This is a genomic window from Chitinophaga oryziterrae (genome assembly GCF_009758125.1).
In the GTDB taxonomy this organism is placed as follows: domain Bacteria; phylum Bacteroidota; class Bacteroidia; order Chitinophagales; family Chitinophagaceae; genus Chitinophaga; species Chitinophaga oryziterrae.
This window is the reverse complement of the sequence record NZ_WRXO01000004.1, coordinates 502,358-527,107: the sequence shown is the minus strand read 5'-3', so window position 1 is coordinate 527,107 and position 24,750 is coordinate 502,358. Positions and strand designations below refer to the sequence as shown.

At 43.1% G+C, this 24,750-nt stretch carries 21 protein-coding genes; 6 read left to right on the top strand and 15 right to left on the bottom strand.

Annotation, left to right across the window (positions count from 1 at the left end; all coding sequences use genetic code 11):
- Positions 1 to 227 precede the first annotated feature (227 nt).
- The 3 genes from GO495_RS16950 to GO495_RS16940 all read right to left on the bottom strand — a co-directional run bounded on the left by GO495_RS16950 (position 228) and on the right by GO495_RS16940 (position 5,002).
- Positions 228 to 2,948 (bottom strand): glycosyl hydrolase, encoded by a 2,721-nt coding sequence (locus GO495_RS16950; protein ID WP_157300905.1) that lies wholly within the window; start codon positions 2,946 to 2,948, stop codon positions 228 to 230.
- Between the two features lie 14 nt (positions 2,949 to 2,962).
- Positions 2,963 to 4,375, bottom strand: coding sequence for an arylsulfatase (locus tag GO495_RS16945; RefSeq protein ID WP_157300904.1), 1,413 nt, complete (start codon positions 4,373 to 4,375; stop codon positions 2,963 to 2,965).
- Positions 4,376 to 4,453: 78 nt separating this feature from the next.
- Entirely contained in the window at positions 4,454 to 5,002 is a 549-nt protein-coding gene (locus GO495_RS16940; protein WP_157300903.1) for a DcrB-related protein, read from the bottom strand.
- A 235-nt stretch (positions 5,003 to 5,237) separates the two neighbouring features.
- On the opposite strand from GO495_RS16940, the gene GO495_RS16935 reads away from it, so the two are divergent.
- The 3 genes from GO495_RS16935 (at position 5,238) to GO495_RS16925 (ending at position 8,423) form a co-directional block, all read left to right on the top strand.
- On the top strand, positions 5,238 to 6,176 hold the full coding sequence (locus GO495_RS16935) for a ring-cleaving dioxygenase (protein WP_157300902.1): 939 nt from the start codon (positions 5,238 to 5,240) through the stop codon (positions 6,174 to 6,176).
- A gap of 50 nt (positions 6,177 to 6,226) precedes the next feature.
- On the top strand, positions 6,227 to 7,840 hold the full coding sequence (locus tag GO495_RS16930; RefSeq protein ID WP_157300901.1) for a Na+/H+ antiporter: 1,614 nt from the start codon (positions 6,227 to 6,229) through the stop codon (positions 7,838 to 7,840).
- A gap of 145 nt (positions 7,841 to 7,985) precedes the next feature.
- On the top strand, positions 7,986 to 8,423 hold the full coding sequence (locus GO495_RS16925) for a glycine zipper family protein (protein ID WP_157300900.1): 438 nt from the start codon (positions 7,986 to 7,988) through the stop codon (positions 8,421 to 8,423).
- 53 nt (positions 8,424 to 8,476) lie between these two features.
- Here GO495_RS16925 and GO495_RS16920 read toward each other — a convergent pair whose 3' ends face one another.
- The 11 genes from GO495_RS16920 to GO495_RS16870 form a co-directional block, all read right to left on the bottom strand.
- The gene (locus GO495_RS16920; protein ID WP_157300899.1) at positions 8,477 to 9,433 is read right to left on the bottom strand and encodes a YeiH family protein; all 957 of its coding nucleotides are present in this window, start codon (positions 9,431 to 9,433) and stop codon (positions 8,477 to 8,479) included.
- 110 nt (positions 9,434 to 9,543) lie between these two features.
- Positions 9,544 to 10,413, bottom strand: a complete 870-nt coding sequence (locus tag GO495_RS16915; RefSeq protein WP_157300898.1) for a DNA-3-methyladenine glycosylase family protein — start codon at positions 10,411 to 10,413, stop codon at positions 9,544 to 9,546.
- Between the two features lie 376 nt (positions 10,414 to 10,789).
- The gene (locus GO495_RS16910) at positions 10,790 to 11,638 is read right to left on the bottom strand and encodes a methylated-DNA--[protein]-cysteine S-methyltransferase (RefSeq protein ID WP_157300897.1); all 849 of its coding nucleotides are present in this window, start codon (positions 11,636 to 11,638) and stop codon (positions 10,790 to 10,792) included.
- A 15-nt stretch (positions 11,639 to 11,653) separates the two neighbouring features.
- Positions 11,654 to 12,337 (bottom strand): 2OG-Fe(II) oxygenase, encoded by a 684-nt coding sequence (locus tag GO495_RS16905; protein ID WP_157300896.1) that lies wholly within the window; start codon positions 12,335 to 12,337, stop codon positions 11,654 to 11,656.
- Positions 12,312 to 12,860: a methylated-DNA--[protein]-cysteine S-methyltransferase gene (locus GO495_RS16900; protein ID WP_157300895.1), complete on the bottom strand. Its 549-nt coding sequence runs from the start codon at positions 12,858 to 12,860 to the stop codon at positions 12,312 to 12,314. Before GO495_RS16900 ends, GO495_RS16905 begins: the two co-directional genes overlap by 26 nt.
- Positions 12,861 to 12,912: 52 nt before the next feature.
- A complete protein-coding gene (locus GO495_RS16895; RefSeq protein ID WP_157300894.1) occupies positions 12,913 to 13,491 on the bottom strand; it encodes an alpha-ketoglutarate-dependent dioxygenase AlkB family protein in 579 nt (192 codons plus the stop codon).
- Positions 13,472 to 13,720, bottom strand: coding sequence for an Ada metal-binding domain-containing protein (locus GO495_RS16890; RefSeq protein WP_157300893.1), 249 nt, complete (start codon positions 13,718 to 13,720; stop codon positions 13,472 to 13,474). The genes GO495_RS16895 and GO495_RS16890 overlap by 20 nt, the downstream gene beginning before the upstream one ends.
- A 183-nt stretch (positions 13,721 to 13,903) precedes the next feature.
- Positions 13,904 to 15,484 carry a RagB/SusD family nutrient uptake outer membrane protein gene (locus tag GO495_RS16885; protein WP_157300892.1) on the bottom strand — a complete coding sequence of 527 codons (1,581 nt, stop codon included), beginning with the start codon at positions 15,482 to 15,484 and terminating at the stop codon, positions 13,904 to 13,906.
- A gap of 12 nt (positions 15,485 to 15,496) precedes the next feature.
- Positions 15,497 to 18,841 carry a SusC/RagA family TonB-linked outer membrane protein gene (locus GO495_RS16880; RefSeq protein ID WP_157300891.1) on the bottom strand — a complete coding sequence of 1,115 codons (3,345 nt, stop codon included), beginning with the start codon at positions 18,839 to 18,841 and terminating at the stop codon, positions 15,497 to 15,499.
- 83 nt (positions 18,842 to 18,924) lie between these two features.
- On the bottom strand, positions 18,925 to 19,851 hold the full coding sequence (locus tag GO495_RS16875; RefSeq protein WP_157300890.1) for a FecR family protein: 927 nt from the start codon (positions 19,849 to 19,851) through the stop codon (positions 18,925 to 18,927).
- Positions 19,852 to 19,917: 66 nt separating this feature from the next.
- Entirely contained in the window at positions 19,918 to 20,505 is a 588-nt protein-coding gene (locus tag GO495_RS16870) for an RNA polymerase sigma factor (RefSeq protein WP_157300889.1), read from the bottom strand.
- A 273-nt stretch (positions 20,506 to 20,778) separates the two neighbouring features.
- Here GO495_RS16870 and GO495_RS16865 point away from each other — a divergent pair, with 273 nt between their 5' ends.
- The 3 genes from GO495_RS16865 (at position 20,779) to GO495_RS16855 (ending at position 23,710) form a co-directional block, all read left to right on the top strand.
- Complete coding sequence (locus GO495_RS16865; protein ID WP_157300888.1) at positions 20,779 to 21,519, top strand: DUF1016 N-terminal domain-containing protein; 741 nt, start codon at positions 20,779 to 20,781, stop codon at positions 21,517 to 21,519.
- Positions 21,520 to 21,607: 88 nt separating this feature from the next.
- Positions 21,608 to 22,003 carry a hypothetical protein gene (locus GO495_RS16860; RefSeq protein ID WP_157300887.1) on the top strand — a complete coding sequence of 132 codons (396 nt, stop codon included), beginning with the start codon at positions 21,608 to 21,610 and terminating at the stop codon, positions 22,001 to 22,003.
- A 279-nt stretch (positions 22,004 to 22,282) separates the two neighbouring features.
- Positions 22,283 to 23,710: a serine hydrolase gene (locus GO495_RS16855; protein WP_157300886.1), complete on the top strand. Its 1,428-nt coding sequence runs from the start codon at positions 22,283 to 22,285 to the stop codon at positions 23,708 to 23,710.
- Positions 23,711 to 23,752: 42 nt separating this feature from the next.
- On the opposite strand, the gene GO495_RS16850 is transcribed toward GO495_RS16855, so the two are convergent.
- A complete protein-coding gene (locus tag GO495_RS16850; protein ID WP_157300885.1) occupies positions 23,753 to 24,748 on the bottom strand; it encodes an aminoglycoside 6-adenylyltransferase in 996 nt (331 codons plus the stop codon).
- Positions 24,749 to 24,750: the final 2 nt, after the last annotated feature.

The following is a 24,750-nucleotide window of genomic DNA, read 5'->3' as shown; positions in this document are numbered from 1 at the left end:
TATTTTAAGATGGGATAAAAAAAGCCCCGGACCAAGCCGGGGCATTGACGCCTGGCGTCAACAGATTATTTTTTATGGAGCAACCCGGTTAGGCGATACCAACCGAAGGTTTCCATGAATATTCTGTAGATTGCATGAATACCTCCTTTTCTTTGATGAGTAATGAAATTAATCATTTTATCTGAAAAAGTTATCCATTTTATAAATTTTAACAGATAACTTTTGTGTTACATATAAGGCGTTATTACTACGGGTCCTATCAGGCCGGAAGGCTGTAGTTTCCAACCAGACGCGTCAAAATCGGTATAGTTGATATTTACAAAATTGATCTCGTGATAGCGACGCCAGGGGATTTTCTGCTCATCCATATATTTGATACGGTTGGCCATCAGGTTAGCCACTTCTATCCTGATCTCATTTTTCCCTGGTTTTAAGAACTTACCTATTCTTGCTTTGAAAGGGATACTCCAGAGGATACCGGCATCTTTACCGTTGATCCATACATGAGCACTCTCATGCACTTCCCCTAAGTCCAGTACATATTCTTTCGCGTTGGTAGCAGGCAGTATAAAAGACTGCTGATATACCCCTGTTCCCGAGAATGAGTGCGTCATTGTATCCGGCAATGTTGTCCAGGATACCAGTGATGGCATTGTTACAGGAGCAGGTTTAAAAGGTCCGCCCTCGGTGAATTGCAAGGTCCAGGAACTGTCTAACGCGATAGGTGCTGAACTTTTATCGAGATAGGTCCAGGCTTGTAATGTGGTATCCTTTGTTGCTTTCAGCATGAATGCTTCACCGGGTTGTAACTGTATTTTCACGCCGGTATTATTGGTGGCAGCCTTTCCATAATCACCGGTTTGCGGGTCCATGATGATAAATGTACCGGCGCTGGCATTTACTGGCAGGTATTGGTCAACGGCTTTAGGCGTATGATTTACAATGTAATAGTAAGTATCAGCGCCTGCTTTGCGGCGGATGAATTTCAGTCCTGCATCGGTGAGCGCTTCTCTCCTGATGCCCTGCTGTTCCAGTGCCTGTTGCATATCCGGGGCCAGGATGATCTGTCCTTTCCCCATTTTTGCTATACCGTTATCTGCAAAAGGAACAGATGCCAGTAATTTCTTTAGCTCTATCCTGCGCTCCTTCACATCGATCAGACCAGGAACATCTTCCGGCAATGCTTCCATCATTACGGTAGCTCCCTGTTGAGCCAGTGCGATGATCTTTTGCAGGGTACCTAACGGCATCATCGTACTTGCCGGGATAATTAATACTTTATAGGGAGATGCAACATCACTGGTACTGATGAGACCATCTTTAGCAACGGCGTTATTCAGCAGATTATCAGAGATAAAGTCCAGGGAATAACCGGCTTTCTGCAGGTTCACCACCTGGCCGTAAAATGCCGAGGGATGTAACCATTGGTCGATATCATGCACCTTTAAGGTAATTTCATTCCCTTTGGGATTATTCCAGATATCATATATTGGCCAGTAGATCAGTAATTCATTATCCGGTTTACCTGTTTGTAATACGGACTGCACGCGGGTGATATAATTCGTTAATCCCGGTAAATGTGGCCAGAAGCTGTTGGATGGCACAAAATTCGTTGAGGCATAGAATAACCAGCCTGGCCATTTTACGGCTTCAGGAGAATAAGTAACTCCATGAAAGAATACATGATTTACCCCTGCCAGGAAACATTGTTCCACTTCCGGTTTGCACTGTGATAAAGACGTTTTAAAATGTTCTGTAAGCCAGGTAAATGTTTCACTGGATACCAGCGGATGCCCGTTCACATGTGCTGCTGAGGAAGCGAATTTCAGCATTACCGGGTCAGGATCTACATTTCTGATATCTGCGCTATCGCGGCGAAGACCGGGGATAGGAAAATAAGTAGAGCCGTAGGTTTCACATTCAGGGATATCCACTGCGGCGTATAAGTCTAACAAGTTACCCGGAGAACCATGTGCCTGGTTTTTAGAGATGGCTTTATACTGATGCGCCCATTGGGTCCATGGCCTGGTGAAATTATTGAGAATGAGATCGGCCATGACTTCCCTGTAATCTGATTTTATACGGGCTATAGTTTCCGACGAATCTTTCCTGTAAAATGAGCGGATTTCAGACTGCAGATCATAATGTTTTCTTTTATAGAACTGCTCAAAGAAATCAGCGGTCCAATCAGCCCCATATACCTCATAGCTATCGTTATAATAGGCCCTTACACCATGTGATCGCTGATGAAATGCAGTATCAAAACGATGGAGATATACCTTTAAAGCAGGAGCGGAAAAATGGTCCAGGGAAAAGCCTTCTCCACCTGGCGCGGCACGTTTTACTTTCTGTTTTGTTTTACCATTAAAGAAGGCGTAAACGTCCCAGACACCAGACTCTATTCTCCATTGCAGGAAGCCATTTTCATCTACTTTATCCATAAAGTCCACGATCCTTCCATCTGCTGCATACCCGGTTAATGATTGTAATGTTTCATCATCTTTGGCCAGTTTAATTGTATCACCTGTTTTTAAAGATGGGTAACGCCGTATAATCATTTTTGATGCAGCATATTCAGGTGTAACCTGCGGACCTCCAAAAGGCCAGCCCGTACCGGTAGTAAGGTCTACCCCCATGCCCAGTTTACCGGCAGTAGCGACGGTATAATCCAGCATTCTGACCCAGGCCGGTGACAGGTAATCAATGTATTGTTTTTCATATCCTATAGCCCCGTAAATAGGCGCTATTTCAACACCTCCGAAACCGGCCTGGCTATACTTAGCCAATGAGGCGGACAAGTCCTTTTCATTCACTGCATTTCCCATCCACCACCACCGTGTCCAGGGCTTTGTCTGAGATGTCTGCTCCGGCCAGATCTTCTGCGCATCAGATGTAATAATAAATAAGAGGTACAAGGCCGTTACCAGCAGCGTCTTTACAGTTTTCATAACGTTTCTTAGTTTTACTTTTCGGTCCCGGACCAGTCAAACTCTTTGTTCTCAGCAGGCATTTTCGCTTTCTTCATCAAGATACTTAATTCTTTTACCTTAGCGGGATTAACAAGCGCAAGGTTTTTCTTTTCACCTATATCAGTGCCAAGATCATAAAGTTCGAACTTCTCAGGCTGACCTTTATACTTAAACCGGATCAGCTTCCACTCTCCTTTCAATACAGCTTCCTGCAGATAGCCTTCATTGAACTGCCAGTAAAAATAATCATGTTTGGCGATTTGTGTATCTCCGGTTAATGATTGTTTAAATGACACCCCATCTATTCCTGCAAGTGTATGAGAATGTGTGATATCCGTAAAAGTAGGCAGGATGTCCCAGAAAGCCCATTGCTGATCGCTGACACGGCCTGCAGGTACTTTGCCCGGCGCTCTTACCAGCATGGGCACCCTGATCCCTCCTTCATATAAATCCCGCTTAATGCCTCTTAAAGGGCCATTACTGTTGAAGTATGCAGGATCAGCCCCTCCTTCTTTATGCGGGCCATTATCACTGGTAAAGAAGATGTAAGTATTGTCATCCAGGCCCAGTTCTTTAATCAATGCTTCCACTTCTCCCACATTGTTATCCAGTTTAGTGATCATAGCAGCAAAAGCCGCATGTGGGTTCTTCTGACTGCGATAAGTACCACCATTCTGCAAATAAGGTGTTTCGGGCGGGAACCTGCTGCTGCCATCTGCATTTAAAAATGGCTGCATATCCTTTGCCGGTGGGTCCAGCTCTGCATGGGGAATTGTTACCGGTAAGAACAGGAAGAAAGGTTTATCCTTATTCTTTTTAATAAATGAAAGCGCATGTTCCATAATGGCATCATGGGTATATATAGTAGTGTCATGCGGTATCCTGCTGATTTTACCGTTCTTTACCTCAAACAGGTAATTGGTATAATAATCATGTGCATGGCCCTGATTCAGGTATCCATAGAACTCATCAAAACCTTTGATCTCCGGTGAACCCGTAGTACCTGCTTCTCCAAGCCCCCATTTACCGAACATACCCGTTACGTACCCGTTTTGCTGCAGTAACTGGGCAAGGGTACTGTCCTGCGGACGAATAGGCAAACGGGTATTACCTCTTATATAGGCATGCCCCATATGCTTACCTGTTAGTAAGGCACACCTGGATGGCGCACAAACAGTATTCCCTGCGTAAAAACTGGTATAACGGATGCCTTCTGTCCCCAGGCGGTCTATATTCGGAGTAGGGATCTGGCTTTTGTTATTGTAGGAAGTGAGATTACCATATCCCAGGTCATCTGCCACAATGAAGATAATATTGGGCTTGCTGTTCTGACCCAATGCTGCCGGAGCAGCAAAAACAGCACTTATAACGGCAATAGCGATCGCCCTGTAAACTTGCAGATGCATTTCAAAACAGTTATTTACAGGGCGAAGCTATAAAAATCTACTAAATTAATAGACTAATATTTTATCTCTGGTATTTTATCAGGAAACACTGAACGAATTCACTACTTCGTCGAATGATTTCTTATAGTCTGCACGCTTACCTTTAGGAGTGGTTACAGTGATCACATAGGCGACCCCGTTTTTAGGGATCAGCGCCATGATAACATCCATATTCAGTCCGTTCTGGCTATGTGAATATTCCAGGAACTTCACCCTGGAGCCATTGATCTCCTTCTCTGACGTAGCTCCTTCGGTAAAGTTCTGCATGTACTGTGCCATCATGCCCACATTCTTCTTGTAATACTCTTCCAGGGATGTACCATGCATGGATTCACTTACTACATTGATATTAGGACGAAAACCATCTTTAGCAGACGGGGCAAACAGGAAGGTAGCATTTACACCATTTAAAGACGTATCCAGCCTTTGCCATCCTTCAGGCACAGTTACATTGAACGTGCCCACTCCGGCATTCATACCCGGATTTTTGCCTACCTCTGATAATACTTCGTCTGCTGTTTTAGGGGTTTTAGGACTATTCTGACATGCAGCCAGTACCAATAATAATAACGGTAAATACTTCTTCATGACAAATGTTTGATATCTGATAAAGATACTCAAAAAATACTCAGTTGCTTGTTTTTGGGTATATGTAGCCAATTCGCAATAATTTCATGAAGTATGAAAGGTTATGGTTGAACAAGCCACCCTTTTTTCTTGTCATAGATTAATGGATTACGCAACAAAATAGTGGAATTTTACATCAACAAACAAGGAATAGCGATACAAAATTGCTGACTTTTACACTTGAAAATCAATGATCATGGAAAATAGAATATTAGGCATCCATCACATCACAGCCATTGCCGGCGATGCTAAACGTAACTTTAATTTTTACACCAAAGTCCTCGGACTCCGGTTTGTAAAAAGGACCGTAAACTTTGATGATCCTCAGACCTATCACTTCTACTTTGGAGATGAACAGGGCAGTGCAGGTAGTATCCTCACCTTCTTCCCATGGGGCGAAGCCGTAAGACAAGGCCGCCGTGGCGCTGGAATGGCTACTGAAATCGGTTATTCAGTACCGGAAGGAAGTTTTGATTTCTGGATCAAACGCTTCGAAGAAAATAATGTCATCTATAACAAACCAGCTGAACGCTTCGGGGAAAAGTACCTTACTTTCCTGGACCCCGATGGTTTGAAATTAGAACTGATCATACCTAAGACCCCGGATAACAGGAAACCTTATGAAACAGAGGCAGTGAAAGCGGACGTAGCTACAAGAGGTTTCTACAACGTGACCCTTACATTGAATAATGTACAGGCGACTGCTAAAATCCTTACCGGTATCTTTGGCTATACATTAACAGGCCAGGAAGGTAACCGTTACCGTTATACGACCGACGCTATCGGTACTGCCAATGTGATCGACCTGGTGGAATTACCTACAGAAGAACGCGGACTGGGTGCCAATGGTACTGTGCACCACGTTGCCTTCAGGGTAAAAGATGATGAAACGCAGATGGCTTTCCGCAAAAAGATCATCGACATGGGCTTTCAGATCACACCGCAGATAGACCGTAACTACTTCCACTCCCTTTATTTCAGGGAACCCGGTGGTGTACTGTTTGAAATAGCTACGGACAATCCTGGTTTTACCGTGGACGAACCACTGGAAGAATTAGGTACGCACCTGAAACTGCCTGCCCAGTATGAATCCCAGCGCAAACAGATCGAAGCACACCTCGTTAAGCTCGATTAAATAATATTTACTATTTTGGTAGCGGCTATAGCCGCTACCAAATTTTTTTTATGTACCAAGAGAATCTGCTGCTCATACTCGTTCTGCTCTTTGCGGTGTTTTTACTCATCATGCTGGGACAAAGACTCAGAATATGTTATCCTATTTTCCTGGTACTGGCAGGCTTAGGTATCAGTTTTATTCCGGGCATCCCACGTATCGAAATAAAGCCGGAAATCATCTTCCTGATATTCCTCCCCCCCCTCTTATATGAAGCCGCCTGGTACACTTCCTGGAATGATTTCTGGAAATGGAGACGGCCCATAGGTATGCTGGCATTCGGCCTCGTATTCTTCACTTCCCTGATCGTTGCATTTGTCTCAAATGCCGTGATTCCGGGCTTTACGCTGGCATTGGGCTTCCTGCTGGGTGGGATCATTTCTCCCCCTGATGCCGTGGCGGCTACTTCCGTACTTAAAAACATAAAAATTTCCAAACGTATCACTACTATACTGGAAGGTGAAAGTCTGATTAACGATGCTTCCAGTCTGATCGTATTCCGTTTTGCCCTATTGGCCATCATAACCGGCAAATTCTCCTTTGGACTGGCTATCGGTCAGTTCTTCCTGGTAGCAGGCATGGGGATCGTTATCGGCCTTGCGATAGCATATATCGTGTACCTGGTGCACCATCACCTGCCTACTACGCCGGGTATCGATGCGGCATTGACCCTCATGACACCTTACTTCATGTACATAGGGGCAGAACACTTTCACTTTTCCGGCGTAATGGCAGTGGTAAGCGGAGGACTGTTCCTCTCTTTCCGCTCCAATGAAATATTTACCCAGAGTTCGGCCCGGCTACAGGCAGTATCTACCTGGGCTACGGTGGTATTTATTTTAAATGGGTTAGTATTCATTCTTATTGGTCTTGAACTACCGGTGATCATCGAGAACCTGGGTAACTACTCCATCTGGGAAGGTATTAAGTATGGTTTGCTGATCAGTCTCATTACGATCGTCATCCGTATTTTATACGTACTGCCCATTGCCTATGTACCAAAATGGCTGGGACAAAAAGTGCGGATGGACCATGTGAACCCTACCTGGAAAGGCCCTGTCATTATAGGCTGGGCGGGTATGAGAGGAGTGGTGTCACTGGCATCAGCCCTGTCTATCCCAATGTTACTGGACGACGGTAGCGCTTTTCCGCTCCGTAACCTGATCCTCTTTATCACTTTTGTGGTCATCCTGGTAACGCTGGTTTTCCAGGGCCTTACACTGCCTTTAATCATCAAATGGGTAAATATAAAGGATACGGAAGATTTTCCTCCGGATGAAGAGCAGGATGCAGCTATTCACCTGCGACTGATGCATGTTGCATTAAAGGAGCTGAATGAAAAATATGCTGTTGAAATGAAGGAAAATGAGCTGGTAGGATTTCTGAAAGATAAGCTGGAAAGTGATATCACTATTGTAGATCAGCGGCTGGCATCAATGGAATGTGATGCCACTCAGCAGAAAGAAATAGATGTCTATAACAAGGTATTGATTCACCTGTATACCATACAACGCACCGAATTATACAAAATGCGGAAAGAGAAAATTTACAGTGATGAAGAGATCCGGAAACATGAAAGTCAGCTGGATCTGGATGAAACTAAAATCACACAAATCCAGCACTGATATAAATACATGAAAAACAAACAAATAACAAAAAATCAGTATCCACATTTAACTATTTTTCAATAAAATGAAGGATAATACAGTAGAATGGCATAATTTTAGCGTGGCATCTATTGAAGAACCATAAAATTTAAACAATCAGGCCATGAAACAGTTAATTTTAACAGTAGCAACAACTTTAGTATTATTCGCCTGCAATAACAAACCTGACCCTGGTGTAGCAGCACAGAACGCAAGACAAGCAGTTATAGATTCTATGAAAGCAGTTGACTCTATGAGAGCAGTTAAAAGGGCTCATCATGAGCACAACTCAGTAGCGGTACAGAACAACGAAGGTGGCGGAGGCGGCGGTACCAGCACTGCCGATGCAACAACGACCACTACAAAGAAAAAAGGATGGAGTCATACAGCTAAAGGTGCGGTAGTTGGTGCAGGCGCTGGTGCCATTACCGGTGCGCTCATTAACAAAGATCACCTGAAAGGTGCTGCAATTGGTACCGTAGTAGGTGCTGGTGCAGGTGCAGGGATAGGCGCTATTGTTGATCACGAGAAGAAGAAAAAAGCAGCAGCAGCTAATCAGTAATTTCTAATTGCTTTTTACATAATTGTCCCGGTTACGTTTGTAACCGGGATTTTTTATATAAATGAGATGATTGCCCAAAGTGCGGCAGCAGAGATGCCCACCCATAAGATCACACCCTGTATCATGGGCTTCACGCCTACTGACTGTAATACTTCACGGGATAAACCACAACCTATCAGGAATAACGTGAGTGTAAGTCCTGATTTGGCGATATATACGGCATAACGACTGAATACCTGTATTCCCGGAACATATGTGTTAATGATCATTGCGCCTATAAATAATCCTATAAAATAAGGTACTTTCAGTTTGCTGCTTTTATGCTTAAAAATGAAAGCGGATAAAAAGGCCACCGGGATGATCCATAACGCCCTGGCCAGTTTTACCGTAGTAGCGACTTCGAGCGCTTCTGCTCCGTATTTACCGGCAGCGCCTACTACAGAACTGGTATCGTGTATGGCGATGGCACACCATAAACCAAACTGCGTCTGGGACAAGTTCAGTGCATGCCCGATCACAGGGAACAGGAACAGGGCAATAGCATTCAGAATGAATACAGTGCCCAATGCTACGGAAATCTGTTTTTCTTCTGCTTTGATAACAGGTGCAATAGCAGCGATAGCACTGCCTCCGCAGATCGCAGTACCGGCAGATATCAGGTAAGACGTTTTCTTTTCTATTTTAAAGACCTTCCCCATCAGGAATCCTGCTGCCAATGTGCTGATAATAGAAATGATAGTGAACAGGATACCCTGTTTACCCGCTTTCAGCGCACTTCCCACATTCATCCCAAACCCTAATCCTACAACTGATACCTGTAATAAAATATGTGTAGCTTTATGGTTAAGATGTAAATAGGGATGCCCTACAAACTGGGCGATCACTAATCCCATTAATAAGGCCACCGGAGGAGAGATCAGTGGAGACAGGCAGAAAACGACTGCCAGTAAAAATATCACTTCCCTTGTGGTAATGCTTTTGTCCAGTATTTTATCGATCGCTTTTTCCATAATGACGCAAAGCTCATACTTACAGGGCTTATTCAGAAATTGCCATTAGTTATGGATCATAACTTTAAGTTATGCGTACCCTGCCACCAGAGTTAGGGCTGCCGGGATCTTTAAGTCTTAGGTGCAAGGCTTCTCCACAGATAAAATACCAGGTAGCTTTCCCATCCTTTGAAATGCCGGAAGAATGTATTGATGCCTTCAATATCCTTTTTATCACTGATAATCCTGTGTGCAATTAATCCGTTTAATAGTCCGGCATCTCCGTATGGAATGGAAGTAGGTATTCTCAATGTTTTCATCAGGGTATAATTAGCTGTCCATATACCGATGCCTTTTATAGCTGTCAATGCTTTTTGCTGCGCAGCTACATCTGGTAAATCCAGTAAGATTTGTTTACTCATCTTCCCTTCTTTAAACACATTGGCTATCCCTGTCAGATAGGCTATTTTCTGTGCGGAGAACTGCATCGCTTTCAGTTCTTCCGGGTTAGCTGCCGCTAATGCTTCCGGAGAGGGGAACGCATAATAGTCCTGCCCTTCGTAAATGATCTTTGTCCCGTATCTTTCTACCAGTCTGCGTTTGGTCTTATAAGCAAAGGTTAAATTAATCTGCTGGCCAATAATACACCAGCAGATAGCTTCAAATAAATCCGGAATACCTATCAGGCGTAAGCCTTCAAAATCCTTACTCATATAAGCCAGCTCTTTATGTGCTGATAATAGTTGATAGAAGGGCTTGATATCCCGGTTGATATCGAACCAGTCATGAATAAAGTTTTCTATAACAGGAGACCCCTCTCCTTTCAGAATTTTTATTATGAGTTTACTGTTCTTTTCCCTGATCTCAAACAGTACCGGCTGGTTTTCTACCAGGATAACTTTACGCACATGATCTTCTCCTACTGTATGCATACAGTCATCGAAATTCCTGTTGAGAAACCAGAGGCATTCTTTAAAACTGAAAGGTGAAGGAAGATTCATTTTCTGATTAGCAATTTAGAGGTGGGACTGCCCCACAAGCCTGGTAAACACTACTATTCAATAAGCAAACATCTTAAACAATATACAGAAAGAGCATAAACTCTCCTGTAAACTCTTCATAACTGGTATTAGACTCCTCTATAAGCCCCCTATAAGCCCACTCTAAATAAGGTGGGCTTATAGAGGGCTATGAATGGGCTTATAGAGGGCTTATATAGGGCTTATACCACCATATAGACTGAATCTCAGCAGGTTATAAGCAGTAACTACTATTTAAATACCTTTACTGATGATTATCAATACATTAATATATATGGGAAATTATTAAGACAGAAAATTTCTATTGTTTTAGTAAGGGAGCATATTGATAAAAATCTTATACTGAAAATACTTTACTGGCTTCCCAGCCTATTATCGCATTCTTTCTGGCACTACCCCAGTGATACTGTCCCAGCTCCCCGGTTGCTTTAATCACCCTGTGACAGGGGATCAGGAAGGCTACCGGATTATGGCCCACCGCCGTACCTACAGCCTGCATTGCCCGGGGATTATCTATTTCACCAGCCACCCCGGAATAGGTTGTCAGTCCGCCCATAGGAACTTTTAACAGGGCTTCCCATACTTTCAGTTGAAAAGCAGTGCCTTTCAAATGTAGTTTGATCTCTTTTAGTTTATTCCAGTCCTGCGTAAACACGAATAACGCATTCTGCTGGACCTGATCCGTAATATGGGTATAGACCGCATTCGGGAAATGCCTGTATAACTCAGCAAATGCCTCTTCATGCCCCTGATCCACAAAAGCTAAGTAACAGATCCCTTTATGAGTAGAAGCCGCTAAAATCGTCCCAAAAGGGGTTTCTGCAAAGCTGTAATTGATCTGCAACTGCTCTCCCCCGTTCTTGTACTCTCCCGGTGTCATGCCTTCCAGTTTGATGAACAGGTCGTGCAGGCGACTGGTACCGGACAATCCTGTTTCAAAAGCCGCATCAAACAGGGTAGCCTTTTCACCTTTCAGAATGGCTTTGGCATGCTCTACACTAAGGTATTGCAGGAACTGTTTGGGCGTTACCCCTGCCCATTGCTTAAACATACGCTGGAAATGGAATGGACTTAAATTCACGTGTTCTGCAGCCTGTTCAAGTCCCGGCTGCGATTTAAAGTTAAGTCTGAAATATTCAATGGCATCCGCTATGCGTTTATAATCGATCTCCTGTTGAATTTCCATGTTGTAAAATTATGATTAGCTGAGTGCATCATGAAAAATAATACCCAGGGTATGCCGTTCTCCGCTATGCAACGGACTTACCCCATGCTTCATATTTACCCGGTAATAACCTTTACTCCCTTTTACAGGCCGGAAGTTAGTGGTAAAGATCAACATGTCTCCCCGCTCCGGTTGCAGTACACTGGCTTTCGATTGTGCCCGCGGGATTTGCTCCGTCAGCACGAATTCTCCCCCTGTGTAATCTTCTCCCGGCTGGTTTAAGAACAGCACGGCCTGCATAGGGAAGTAAATATCCCCATATAAATCCTGGTGTAAAGTGTTAAATCCTCCCTTACCATATTTCAGTATCAGGATAGTAGGCTTCACCTGTCCCTTTTCTTCACAGATAGCTTTTAACTCCTCATGAAGAGGCGGGTAACTGGTATCTATCCTCAATAACTCCATCCATTTATTAGCGATGGGCGCCAGCCGGGCATACACCGTTTCCCGGATATCAGTGATCAGCGACGGCAAAGGGTACTGGAAATATTTGTATTCCCCCAGGCCGAAACGATATCTCTCCATCGTAATCTTTTTGCGGTACGTATTATCCGCATTGTAATTATGGATCAGTTCATCGCATTGCGATCTATTGAGAACATTTTTCACAATGGCAAACCCGTTTTCGTTCAGATCAGCTGTTATTTGTTGCCAGTTCATTTGTAATTTGTTTTTTGTTTTCCCATTTGATCATGGCCGCTTTACGATCACTGCCCCAGTGATAATTTCCCACTTCCCCATTGGACTTTATAACCCTGTGGCAGGGGATGAGATATGCTACAGGATTAGCGGCTACGGCTGTCCCTACCGCCCTGGCCAGCTTCACATCTCCTGCCAACGCTGTATAAGACAATACTTTCCCTGCCGGAAGATTGATCAGTTTCTTCCATATGGCCAGTTGAAAAGGCGTACACTTTACATGTAATGTAATGTCTGCTGATTCTCCTTCCAGTATGCGTAATGCAGCTTGTTGCAGATCATCCTTTATATTGCCGTAAACCGCATCAGGAAATTGGTTGTGAAGAAGCGCAAAGGCCTCGTTTTCTGTTTCATCTGCAAATGCCATGTAACAGATCCCCGTTTCAGTAGCAGCTATCAATACCTTTCCAAAGCGGGTATTGGCAAAGCTGTAACTGATGGTTAAATTATCTTCCTCTACCGGAATAATGCTAATTGTTTTCATAACACAAAATTAGCTTGCAGGGGAAGTCCGGGAAACCCGGTTCTTGCGGTCTTTATAATATGATTCTGAACGTGAGGTTAATCCTGCCGGCCGTTACTTTGAGTTGTTTGGGGATACTATGCAGCCAGTGATGTTGTGTACTGCCTTTCATCAACAGGAAACTACCATGCGTTAAAGGTATCTTTTCTGTCAGCGTTTTATCTGTATAATGTTTGAAGGCGAAAGTCCTGGGACTGCCAAAGCTCACAGAGCCGATTACAGGGTTCACCCCTAATTCCTTTTCATTATCCCTGTGCCATCCCATGCTATCCTGTCCATCGCGATAAAAGTTCAGTAACGCACTGGTAAAACGAACCCCTGCCACCGCTTCTATCCGGGTTTTTATCTCTATTAAAGCAGGCGTCCAGGGATGTGGCTGCATAGTAATGCCGGAATAGCTGTAGGGCTTGTCCGGATCACCATACCAGGCTGTTAGCCGGGGTTGCAGGATATTTCTGCCCATAATAAAGACAGGCTCCTGTTTCCAGGCGATTTCCTTAGAGAGTTTATCAAAAAAATGATCACTCTCGGGAGTTGTGAACAACTCCGGGTAAAAGTATACTTCTCCGTCTTTAGGCAGTAAATTGTGCATTCTTCCAGTGTTTGTACTTTTCGGGCATACAATGTGCGCAGGGTCTGTAACCTGATAAAACAGCTTCTTTCTCATCTTTAAAGAAAACCCTGTTTTCTATCTTCATCCGTTTACCGGAACGGCAATGCAGGGTGCCGTAAATCTTTTTGTTTTTATACCCTCCCAGGGTAATCTCCCCGGAACGGATTTTCCACTTCAAATTACCCCCTATATCAATGTGTGCGATCATAAGCGCAAAGGTATGGGCTAACGAACAAAAGGTAAAACCCGTTTCTTGCTATAATAAAAGAGGAATAGAAGCGCAATTGATAAGCTTTAAAACAGGTTCATCCTCCGTTTATCCTCCGTTAATTAACGGAGGATAAACGGAGGATGAACCTGTTTTATTCCTGTTTTGAATCTCTTCAGAGTATTACCAACCAGTATTATTGGGTAATAAGTTCGGGTTTAATGCTACTTCTCCCTGTGGTATTGCCCACAGATAATCACGTGGCTTCACAAAAGTACGCTGTTCTACTACTACATGCTTGCCATAATCAGCCCGACTGTTATCATAATTATTCAGTATACCATAAGCGGTCCCTGTCATTACGGTTTCTGCTATCTGCCAGCGACGGATATCAAACAGACGGTTATCTTCCATAGGGAACTCTACATGTCTTTCGCGTCTTACTGCGTCTCTCATATCTGCCTGTCCGCTTACAGTAGCTGCTGTTAATGCCGGCATCATTACACCAGGGCGTTGTCTTACTGCGTTAATAGCATCATATACCGACTGATCGATCTGTCCCATCTCTATTTTAGCTTCTGCATATATCAGCAATACTTCTGCATACCGGATCAGCACTACGTCATTGTAAGAGTTGCTATCCCAATTTCCCTGAATATCAGCAGGTACATACTTCTTGTAATAAAACCCGCTGAAAGAAGCATTGTTCTTACTCAATGCGTCCAGGCCATTCTTATTGGTAACATCGATCGTATCTCCGTTAACAATGACCCCTGGCACAACGACGGTCATTTTAAGACGTGGATCACGGTTATCGTAAGGATGTGCGGCATCATACACGGCGGATTTGTCTATCGTTTTACCATCTGTACATTCATAAGCATCTACCAGTGATTGCAAAGGCACTACCTGCGACCATCCGCCTAATGAAGGGCCACCTACCCATGTTGCCATCGCACTTGGCAAGGTAGTTTTCACATAAGCAGCAGCGAAAATGATTTCCAGACTGGTTTTATTCGTACCGTTAAAGAGGCTCACATAATCTTTATCTATCGCATAGTAACCAAGATCCATCACCGCCTTTGCAGCAGTAGCTGCCTCGCTGTTACGGCCCACATACAATAAGATACGTGCTTTCAGTGCCAGTGCAGCACCACGGGTAACACGACCCTGATCTGTTGTACCATAGGCTATGGGCAGATGCGGAGAGATGGCATCTACTTCGTCCACGATGAACCGGGCAATAGAATCTTTAGATGTACGGGCTGCTTTAAACTCACTCACCGCTTGAATATGGGTAATCAGCGGTACTGCGCCAAACATACCTGTCAGTTGCTGATAAGCATAAGCCCTGATAAAGCGGGCTTCCCCTTTCAGGCGTAAATTCATACTATCAGTAAGCGCTTTGTCCCTGTCTATATTATCCAGCACATCATTACAGGAAGCGATCATTTTATAGAGGTTACTCCAGAAGTTGGAGAACACACCTGTTCCGGAAGAAGCACTGCCGTTCCCCACCAGTCTCACATCACTTGGCCAGTCGCTCCATGAGTAACTGTCGTCAGTAGCACAGGAAATAAAGATACGGTTGTCTACATCTCCCAGGCGGCGGTAGCAGTTATTGACAGCGTTAACAGCATCAGCCTCTGTATTCCAGTAGGTTTGCTGACTTACTGAATCCTGTGGCTGCTCATCCAGGTATTTTTTACATGCTGTAAAAAACACAGCGCCTGTCAGCATAATTATTATTGATAATTTCTTCATGGCTTGCTTTATTTAGAATTGCACATTTAATCCGAAGGTGAATGTTCTCACCTGTGGGTAATAGCGGCTATCATTAGGGGCTTCAGGATCTATATCTTTTGGCAGGGAAGAGAAGGTAAGCAGGTTCTGTCCGCTTACAAATAATCTGCACCTGTCAAAACCTGACCTGTTAAGGATATGATCAGGTAATGAGTAGCCCAGTTGCAGGCTTTTCAGGCGCATATAAGCGCCACTCTTTACCCAGAAGGAAGACGACTGATAATTTTGTGTGGTAGTCAGCAAACGGGGGAAAGCAGCGCCGGTATTGTCTACAGTCCAGCTGTTCTTATGTTCTTCCCTGAAATTACCATCGTTTGCGGTAGGTGCTTTTTCAATCACCAGTGTATTGATAGATACTTTACCTACGCCCTGGAAGAAAGCAGAGAAATCGAAATGTTTGAAGGAAGCGCCGAGGTTCACGCCATAGGTGTAACGGGGAATATTGCTGCCCAGGTATACCATGTCTCCCCCGGCATTTGCAGCACCTGGTTTTACAACACCATCACCTGTCTGTTCTTTGTACATGAGGTCACCAGGGCCGGTAGTTCCAACTGTCTGCTGTGCATGTCCGGAAACCTGTGCTGCTGTCTGATAAATACCTTCTACCTGGTAACCATAAAAGCCATTGATGGGCTGACCTGCAACAAGACCGGTATAGATGTTATTATTGTCTTTGGTAACAGCATCTGTGTTCCTTAAGTCTATGATCTTATTATGTACATCGGAGAGATTTGCACCTACATTAAAATTAAATTCTTTCCCTATTTTTCCGTGGTAATTTAATGCCAGTTCCCAACCGGTATTCTGTACTTTACCTGCGTTCTGTGCAGATGCATCCAATCCTACAGAACTTGGTATGGGCAGGAATAACAGGATATTCTCCGTATTCTTTTTGTAATAGTCGAAATTAATATCCAGGTGATTCAACACACTTGCATCCAGACCGATATCCGTCATTTTAGTTGTTTCCCAGGTAAGGCCGGAATTAGGATAGGTCTGAATACCCGCAGTCGGATTTAAAGCACCGCCAAAAGGATAACTGTTGTAGATATAGGCAGATTGATAAGGGTAGTTGGTGGTATTTTTATCTTTATCCAGGATGATGTCATTACCCAGTTTACCCCATGAAGCGCGCAGTTTCAGATCGTTCAGGAAAGAAATGCCTTTCATGAAATTCTCTGATGAGATACGCCATCCTGCAGAGAAAGAAGGGAACATTCCCCATTTTTGTCCGTCGGAGAAACGGGAAGATCCATCACGGCGAAGATTTGCTTCCAGCAGGTATTTATCCTTAAAGGAGTAGTTTAACCTACCGAAGAATGATACCAGAGAATAGGCAGTAGCAGTACCGGTAGTTTTTTGTCCGGTAGAAGCACCTGCATTGATCTGTTCTATCGTTCCGTTAGGCAGATTCAAACGGTAACCGGTCAGATCATCTGTAGTTTCAGATAACCGGGAAGCACCTGCCAGTAATTTAAAGGAATGGTTGCCGAAGCTTTTAGTGTATTCCGCCAATCCCTGGAAGTTCCTGAACCAATAGCCCTGATATTCTTTCTGTATGGTATTTTGCCCTAATGTGAGGGTTTTGGTATTAGCCGGATGGTCCGTATAATAATCCAATGCCTTTTCATGGATGCTATTGTAATCAGAGCGATAATTAACGGCTGCAAGTCCTGTCAATGTCAATCCTTTTGCCAGTGCATAGTTACCCTTGAAATTTCCTGTAAAGAGGTTGCTTTTATATTCGTATAAACCGCCTTCCTGCTGTAAACGGATGGGGTTTTGTCCACCTCTTACCAGTGCCCAGGTACCATCTTTATATTTATTGGGAGTAAGCGGATTTACAACGGCCGCCTGTCCAAACTGGTACCAGGCAGAACCAGACACGCCCTGCGGCTCTGTTCTGTCGCCCAAACGGGCAGCGATATCTGCGCTGAAGGTAAGTTTTCTGGTAACGTTGATATCTGTATTCAACCGGACAGTAAGGCGGTTAAAATCCATATTGGAGATTAATCCTTTCTGATCAAAATAGTTGGTAGAGAAATGATATTTCAGATCTTCTTTACCACCGGATATACCCAGACTATGTTCCTGTTGGAACCCGCTGCCGGTGAGCACTTCTTTCAACCAGTAATTATCAGGGTACAGGTCAACATCGCGGTTGGGATCGTTATAAGCCGCCAGTTGCGCATCGGAATAAGTAGCACCGCCGCCGGAGTTGGCCGCCGTCAGGTTCACCAGTTTCATAAAATCCTGTGCACCTACGTATTTAGCCATGCGGGCAGGACGCTGCCAGGCAAAATAGTTAGAGTAGGTTACTTTAGGTTTACCATTGCTCCCCCTTTTTGTAGTGATGAGGATCACACCATTTGCAGCTCTTACACCATAGATGGAAGAAGCAGCAGCATCTTTCAGTACGGACATGGAAGCGATATCATTGGCATCGATATCGTTCATGCTCATCTGCACCCCGTCTATCAGTACTAACGGATCGCTGTTGTTCAGCGTACCTACTCCGCGGATACGGATGGTACCCTGGTCCAGTCCGGGCTGACCGCTGTTGGTGGTCACTGTTACACCCGGAGCAACACCCTGTAGCGCAGCAGATACCTGGCCTACGGGTTTCCAGTTAAGGTCTTTACCATCTACGGCAGTGACTGCCCCCGTAAGGTTGATCTTTTTCTGTGTACCATAGGCAACTACCACTACTTCAGACATGGAAGTTACATCCGCGATCAGTTTAACGTTGATGGTTGTACGTCCATCTACAGCTATCTCCTGTTTTACATAACCGATAAAGGAAAATTCCAGTACGGCATTGGCATCAGGAACCTGTAATGTCCAGCTACCATCTATGCCGGTTGAAGTACCGTTTGTTGTACCTTTCACCAGTACTGTAGCACCGGGCACCGGTTGTCCTTTCTCATCTGTAACAATCCCTTTTACGGTGATTTGTGCAGGCGCTACATTCGAAGCCGGTTCTTCATCTTTTGAAAAGACGATGTAGAAATCATCTCCCATCTTTTTATACCGCAGTTTATTACCCGCAGTAATATTATTCAGTTCCTCTTCCAGAGATGAAGCCGGCACCTTTTCAAGATTTGTAAGGGGTAGTTTAGCCAGGTTGCTTTTGTACATGAAGTGTACATTGTACTTAACTTCTAACCTGTCCAGCACGCTTTTCAGGGATTTTGCCTGCGCGTTTTCATAAGGAGCCGCATGCGTCCCAAGTGCTGCCAGGTCCTGGGCATTTGCAGGCATGTTTGCATAACATACCATGCCCACAACGGCCATACAGGCGCTGATGAACTTGTTCATGTTCAAATTGGTTTGAATGAATTAAAATGTGCGGTTATGACTGCATGTGGTTGTACACCCTACATACAGCGTTACTGCGTTGGTTAATACTTGTTATCCTTTTCTATAATTACTCTATTGTTCTCATTGGTCACCTTTAAATGGAAAAGCTGTGATAGTCCATTTAAAAGTACGTCTATCCGCTGGCCAGGTACAGTACCCGTAAACTGCTGATGTAACAATGATGAATCGCGTATTTCCACTTCTACCCCATAGGTATCTTCCAGTAATTGTGATAACTCTGCGAAGCTGGCATTTTCAAAGTGCAGGCTGTTATTTTTCCAGGAAGAATAATTGAGTGTATCTGTATGTTGTTTCAACGTGGTGCGTACTTGTTTCTTATATTCAACAAGGTCGCCTGGTTTCATAATTGTGGCTTCGTTATTATTACGTAATCTTACTTTCCCACTGGTCAGAACGATCTGCATCTTGCCATGACGATCTACCAGGTTGAACGTGGTGCCCAGTACTTCTACATTTATTTTACTGGCGGTATGTACAAGAAACGGTTTAGAACCGGCGGACGGTTTTATGGAGAAATAAGCCTCTCCTTCCATCCATACCTCCCTGTCCTTATAACGTAATGTACTGTTCGCATTTAAAGTAACAACCGACTGATCGGGTAATACGACCGTACGTACTTCTCCATATGCAGTGTGGATAACGGTGTTATCATTGCGGAATGATTTCCAGCCCCCATATCCCAGTAATAATGTACCGGTGAATATAGCTGCAACCTTTAGCGCGGCGAACCTGTTTTTCCGTGGCTGTGTAGTATCTAGGATCCGTTGATATAATCCTGCTGATTCCACCGGACTATAAGTCCCCTGTTCCAGGTCGTGCGACATCGCTGCTTCCAGGTATTCTCTTCCCTCTGCAGTGGTAAACCACTCCAATACTTTTGCATATTCTTCAGGAGAACATTCGTTCCGCCTGTATTTCTGCAACAGATTCTGGTCAAATTGCTCCATATTGATGGATTATAATTAGTACTACACCCGAAGAAAGGGAAAGTATTATATGAAATAAAAAAAAAGTTAAAAAAGGAGATAAAAGAGGATGAGGCTCAGGAATGTACCCATAATGACCTTTAAAAAGCCCCGCAGCGTTTTGCTGGCCTGAGAATATTGAAACTTCACTGTATTAATGGAAAGGCCCAGCCTTTGTGCTACTTCTTCATTACTGAGACCTTCTACTGATCTCATTTTAAAGATATTCTTTTTTTGTGCCGAAAGCTTATCTATGGCAGTATCTATTACTTTCTTATAATCGTTAAAGATGACGCTGGTTTCCGGATCCCGGTGATTCCTGGCGGTATTATATAATATCTCGTATTGTTTGATCAGGCTGCGTTTATGGTTGCGGATGATATTTAATACATGGAACTTCAGGCATTTGAAGAGGTAATTACGCACACCCTGAACCGGGTCCAGCTCGTCCCGGTGGACCCATAACTTCACGAAAGTTTCATGCACAGCATCTTCTGCAGCACTTCTGCTCTTAAGATAACGATATGCCACATCTAACAATAATTGATGATAGGCTACATACAGTTCTTCAAAAGCGGCGTGTTCACTGTCGCGAAGGCGTTGAGTTAAAAGTTGTTCATTATTGGATCGTAGCATCTTCCTTATTTCTGTTTCCCCTATAAACAGCCTCCCCTGATGCGAGAATTACTATAAGCTATTTGTTTTCGATACGTGTTTTATAAAAGTAGTACAGCTTCCCGTCTTTATTAAATGGTAAATTACCAAATAGTCATGTTTTTTTACCCATTCTTTTTAGGAAATTATTCCCAAATCCTTATATTTGATGATTGTTTTTTAATCTGGCAGCCCATTGCCACATTTTGTTAACCATTTTTATTCATTCATTTCGTGAATGAGGTCCTCAATACCATGAATACAAAAGAAGTAATTAATATTGAAAAGCTGGTTTCCACTATTCAGGAAACAAACCATTATTTCTTAAACCAGGCGCAAAAACAGGTAAATACGGCATTGACTGTGCGCAACTGGGTAATAGGATTTCATATTGTTGAATATGAAAAATATGGAGATGACCGTGCAGAATACGGACAAGGGCTATTTAAAGAGATCGTAAATAAGCTAAAAAATGGTGGTTTATCTTCCATAAGAGAGCGGCATTTATACCTTTGTAAAGACTTTTATAAAGCTTATCCAAAGATTTTGCGGACAGCGTCCGCAAAATTACATCTATCTGATAATCAATATAATACAATTTTGCGGACAGTGTCCGCAAAATCTTTGGAAGCCCCTTTTCCCCAAACTCAGACGACCAGATTTCAGACAGATCCGGAACTATTACTCAACAAACTCAGCTTCTCTCATTTTATAGAATTGCTCAAATCTGACTCCCCTGCAAAACGCAGTTTTTATGAAATGGAAGCGATAAAAAATAACTGGAGTGTGCGGGATTTACAACGAGCAATAAACAGTATGTTGTTTGAACGTACCGGATTAAGTACAGATAAACAGTCTGTACTAAAAAGTCATATAAAAGAAGAACCGTTAAAACCGGAAGACATATTTCGTAATCCTTATATGCTGGAGTTCCTGGGGCTGGAAGAGGATGAACTGGCAAATATTATCGAAGCAGAACAGTACAAATTAAAGTAAATGTATAATGACCAATATCATTCACACGACCATCCTGACTCATCCTCTCTAAGAGATATAAGTCGTAATTTTACATAAATCTTTCGTTATGGAAATTTATATCAGTGAAGAAGCTATTATTTCCAACATACAAAGTGATTTCAGGCAAGCTTACCCTTTTCTTAACCTGGAATTTTACCGGCAGCCTCATGAGGTCGGCGAACGTTGCAGAACAGCGGATAAACTCCCTCCGGATACTCCTATAGATGATATCCGCATGGTGCATACTTTTGGCTGGATAGACATCAGTAAAAACCGTACTGCAGCAGAAGTAGAACATGATTTTATGCATCAGCTGGGGCTTAGTGTACAGGTAATGCGTAAATCAGGTGGAATGTGGGTGCAAACTACCAAAACAGACCACTGGACTTTACAGCAGTTAAGTGAGGAAGCCAAGCTGGCAGAAAAATCTATCTTCTTTTATCCGGAAGAACCAGCAGAATAAAAATGGTTGATATTTATAGTACATTTAAATTTTATTATAAATAATCCATATAATATCTGTATGAGGAAAATGGTATGTCCCTATATATCTTATTATGAACTATCTCCGATCTGCGTGAATAACTAATCACAACATTTATTTTAAAAAAAATCCTGGTCCGCAATTATCATTAGTATTCAATAGCCCCATAAGCTTATGCGATCACAGACGCCTTGTTAACCTGCAATATTACCTTTATCTTCGTAACCTTCTCTTTACAATAACCCAGTTAATACTCTTATGTTTAAATTCACGTTACTGCTTTCATTAATCCTGTTCTCCTGCCAATTCTCAAAATGCCAGAAAACATTCATTACCATGCATGATACCATCATCAGCCTGTATAACAAAGATGACTTTAAGGGTATCTATAATTTTGCCAGTGAAAGTATGAAAACAGAAGAGCCTGAGGCAAAATTTGTAAACATGCTGAAAACAACAAAAGAACAAACGGGAAAAATCATTTCATCAACTTCACTGGGAGAATACGGTATTACCAGGTCGTTCATGTGGACAGGTGAACACGGAAATATACATTTCGATCTGCAATCGGGAACTCCCGGTGTAATGGACGACTATTTTATAAATGATGTGATCATGCAACCTGGCGGAGAGCACCGGTCACTACCTACCGACAATCCGTTAAGGAGTAAGATCGATTCCATTATACAGCAGGCTGCCACACTTTATATGCAAAATCCTAATACGGTGGCTCTTTCTGTGGGTATTGTATACAAAGGGCAAAAATATGCCTATAATTATGGGGAAACACAAAAGAACAGCGGCCAGCTTCCTTCATCAGATAATTACTATTGCCTGGGCTCAATTGCCAAAACCTTTATAGCTACTTTATTAGCAAAAGCTGTTACCGAGAAAAAAGTAAACCTGAACGACGATATCCGTAAATATCTCCCGGGTAAATACCCGGATCTTACATATAAAGGATATCCTGTAAGACTGGTGCACCTGACCAATCATACCTCGGGTTTACCAACATCTCCTGATGCTTTGCCACCAGGACTTTCCCGACTGCAACAACTGAAGATTTTTGAAAAATATAACCGGGATAGCTTACTGGACGACCTTCATCATTTCAGGCCGGATACATTACCAGGAGTGAAATATGTCTATAACGGAAATGCATTCCATATACTGATGCTGATTTTAGAAGAGGTTTATCATCAACCTTATGAAAAGTTAATGACCGCCTTTCTGAGAACGGAACTAAATATGTACCACACCAAAAACTTCTTTTCCGTTAATGAAAAAAAGATGCTGTTACAGGGCTACAACAACCACAGTGAGCCACAGACCTATTATTACCCAATGACCGCATTCAGAGGTGGCCCGGCCATAAACTCCACACTGAACGACATGCTTATCTATCTGAAGGCTAACATCGGGGAAAAATCACCGGCTATCAAACTTACCCATCAATATACATGGGGTAACAAAGATGGTTCTTCAATGGGACTTGGCTGGATGAGAAATCTTGATGCTGCTGGTAAACAATATATAATGCATTCCGGAAATGCCGGCGCAGGGTTCAATAGCCTTTGTTTATTTTACCCGGAGAGAGAACTGGGTATTGTGATCATGGTAAATGAAACCACAGGGCAGAATCGCCTGTTTGCATTAGAAAGGCTGATCACTCAGCAATTAAAATAACGGGAAGGTGCTATCCGCTCCGGGACAGCACCTTCTGCAAATTTATTTTTGCATTTGTAAAGGAAGATGATCACCCCTTAATGAAATGCTCTTTTCCAGATCATAAATCCAGTTGATCATGGTATCCCCGGGATCAGTAATCTTAATATCATAATATTTCATCAGCAGATCCGTAATATTTTTGAATAGTTCTGTTATTTCAAAGAGCCCTCTCCAGGTATCCTCCGGATCATAGCGGCTATAGATCAGTTTCACCCGTTCCATGATGGCAGGTTCAGTCCATTCCTCTATAAACCGGCCTTTATGCCAGGTTTCATAACTATTTCCCTGCTTGCTCATCGTATACCAGGTGATCATATTCAGCAGATAAGATTTCATCATATGGTCACATTCAAACTTTGCCCCAAAATATTCTTTTCTGGATATTTTAATAGCCATGCGAAATGCTTCCTGCCAGAATGCATTGACGGTATTTTCGAATTTACCTACCGGCATTTCTGATGATAGTCTATAGGTATATACCTGCTCCAGGTAACGGATCTTTTCCAGCTTTTTTCTTTTATCCACCAGCATATAAAAGCCTCTGTGTATATAATAAGTTGATGCGGTAATAGAGCTTTCAATATTGGCTATCAACGATGAAGGCAGGATTTTCAGTAATGAGGTAAAACGGCGTTTTAAGACAGCCGTAAACCAGGCAACAGAGAATGCATTGTTTGTTATGAATGTAATATCTGCACCAACACAATTTTCAAAATAGATCCTTTTTACAAATGATTCATGGATCATACGCCCGCCATTATAACAGGAGACAACTTTCCCCAACTCTCCCGCCCATGTTGACGATTGCTGGTAGTAATGAGGTTTGTTGGTGATAACGACCATATCGATATCAGAATACTGGTCTGTCCTGTTATCATTTCTCGCAAGTGATCCGGTGATAAGGATAGCACTGATGTCAGAACGGGAGATGCCCCATTTCCGGATAGCATTAATAATTTCCGTTCTGGCATTTTCTAAAACTAACGTAGTCTTCATAA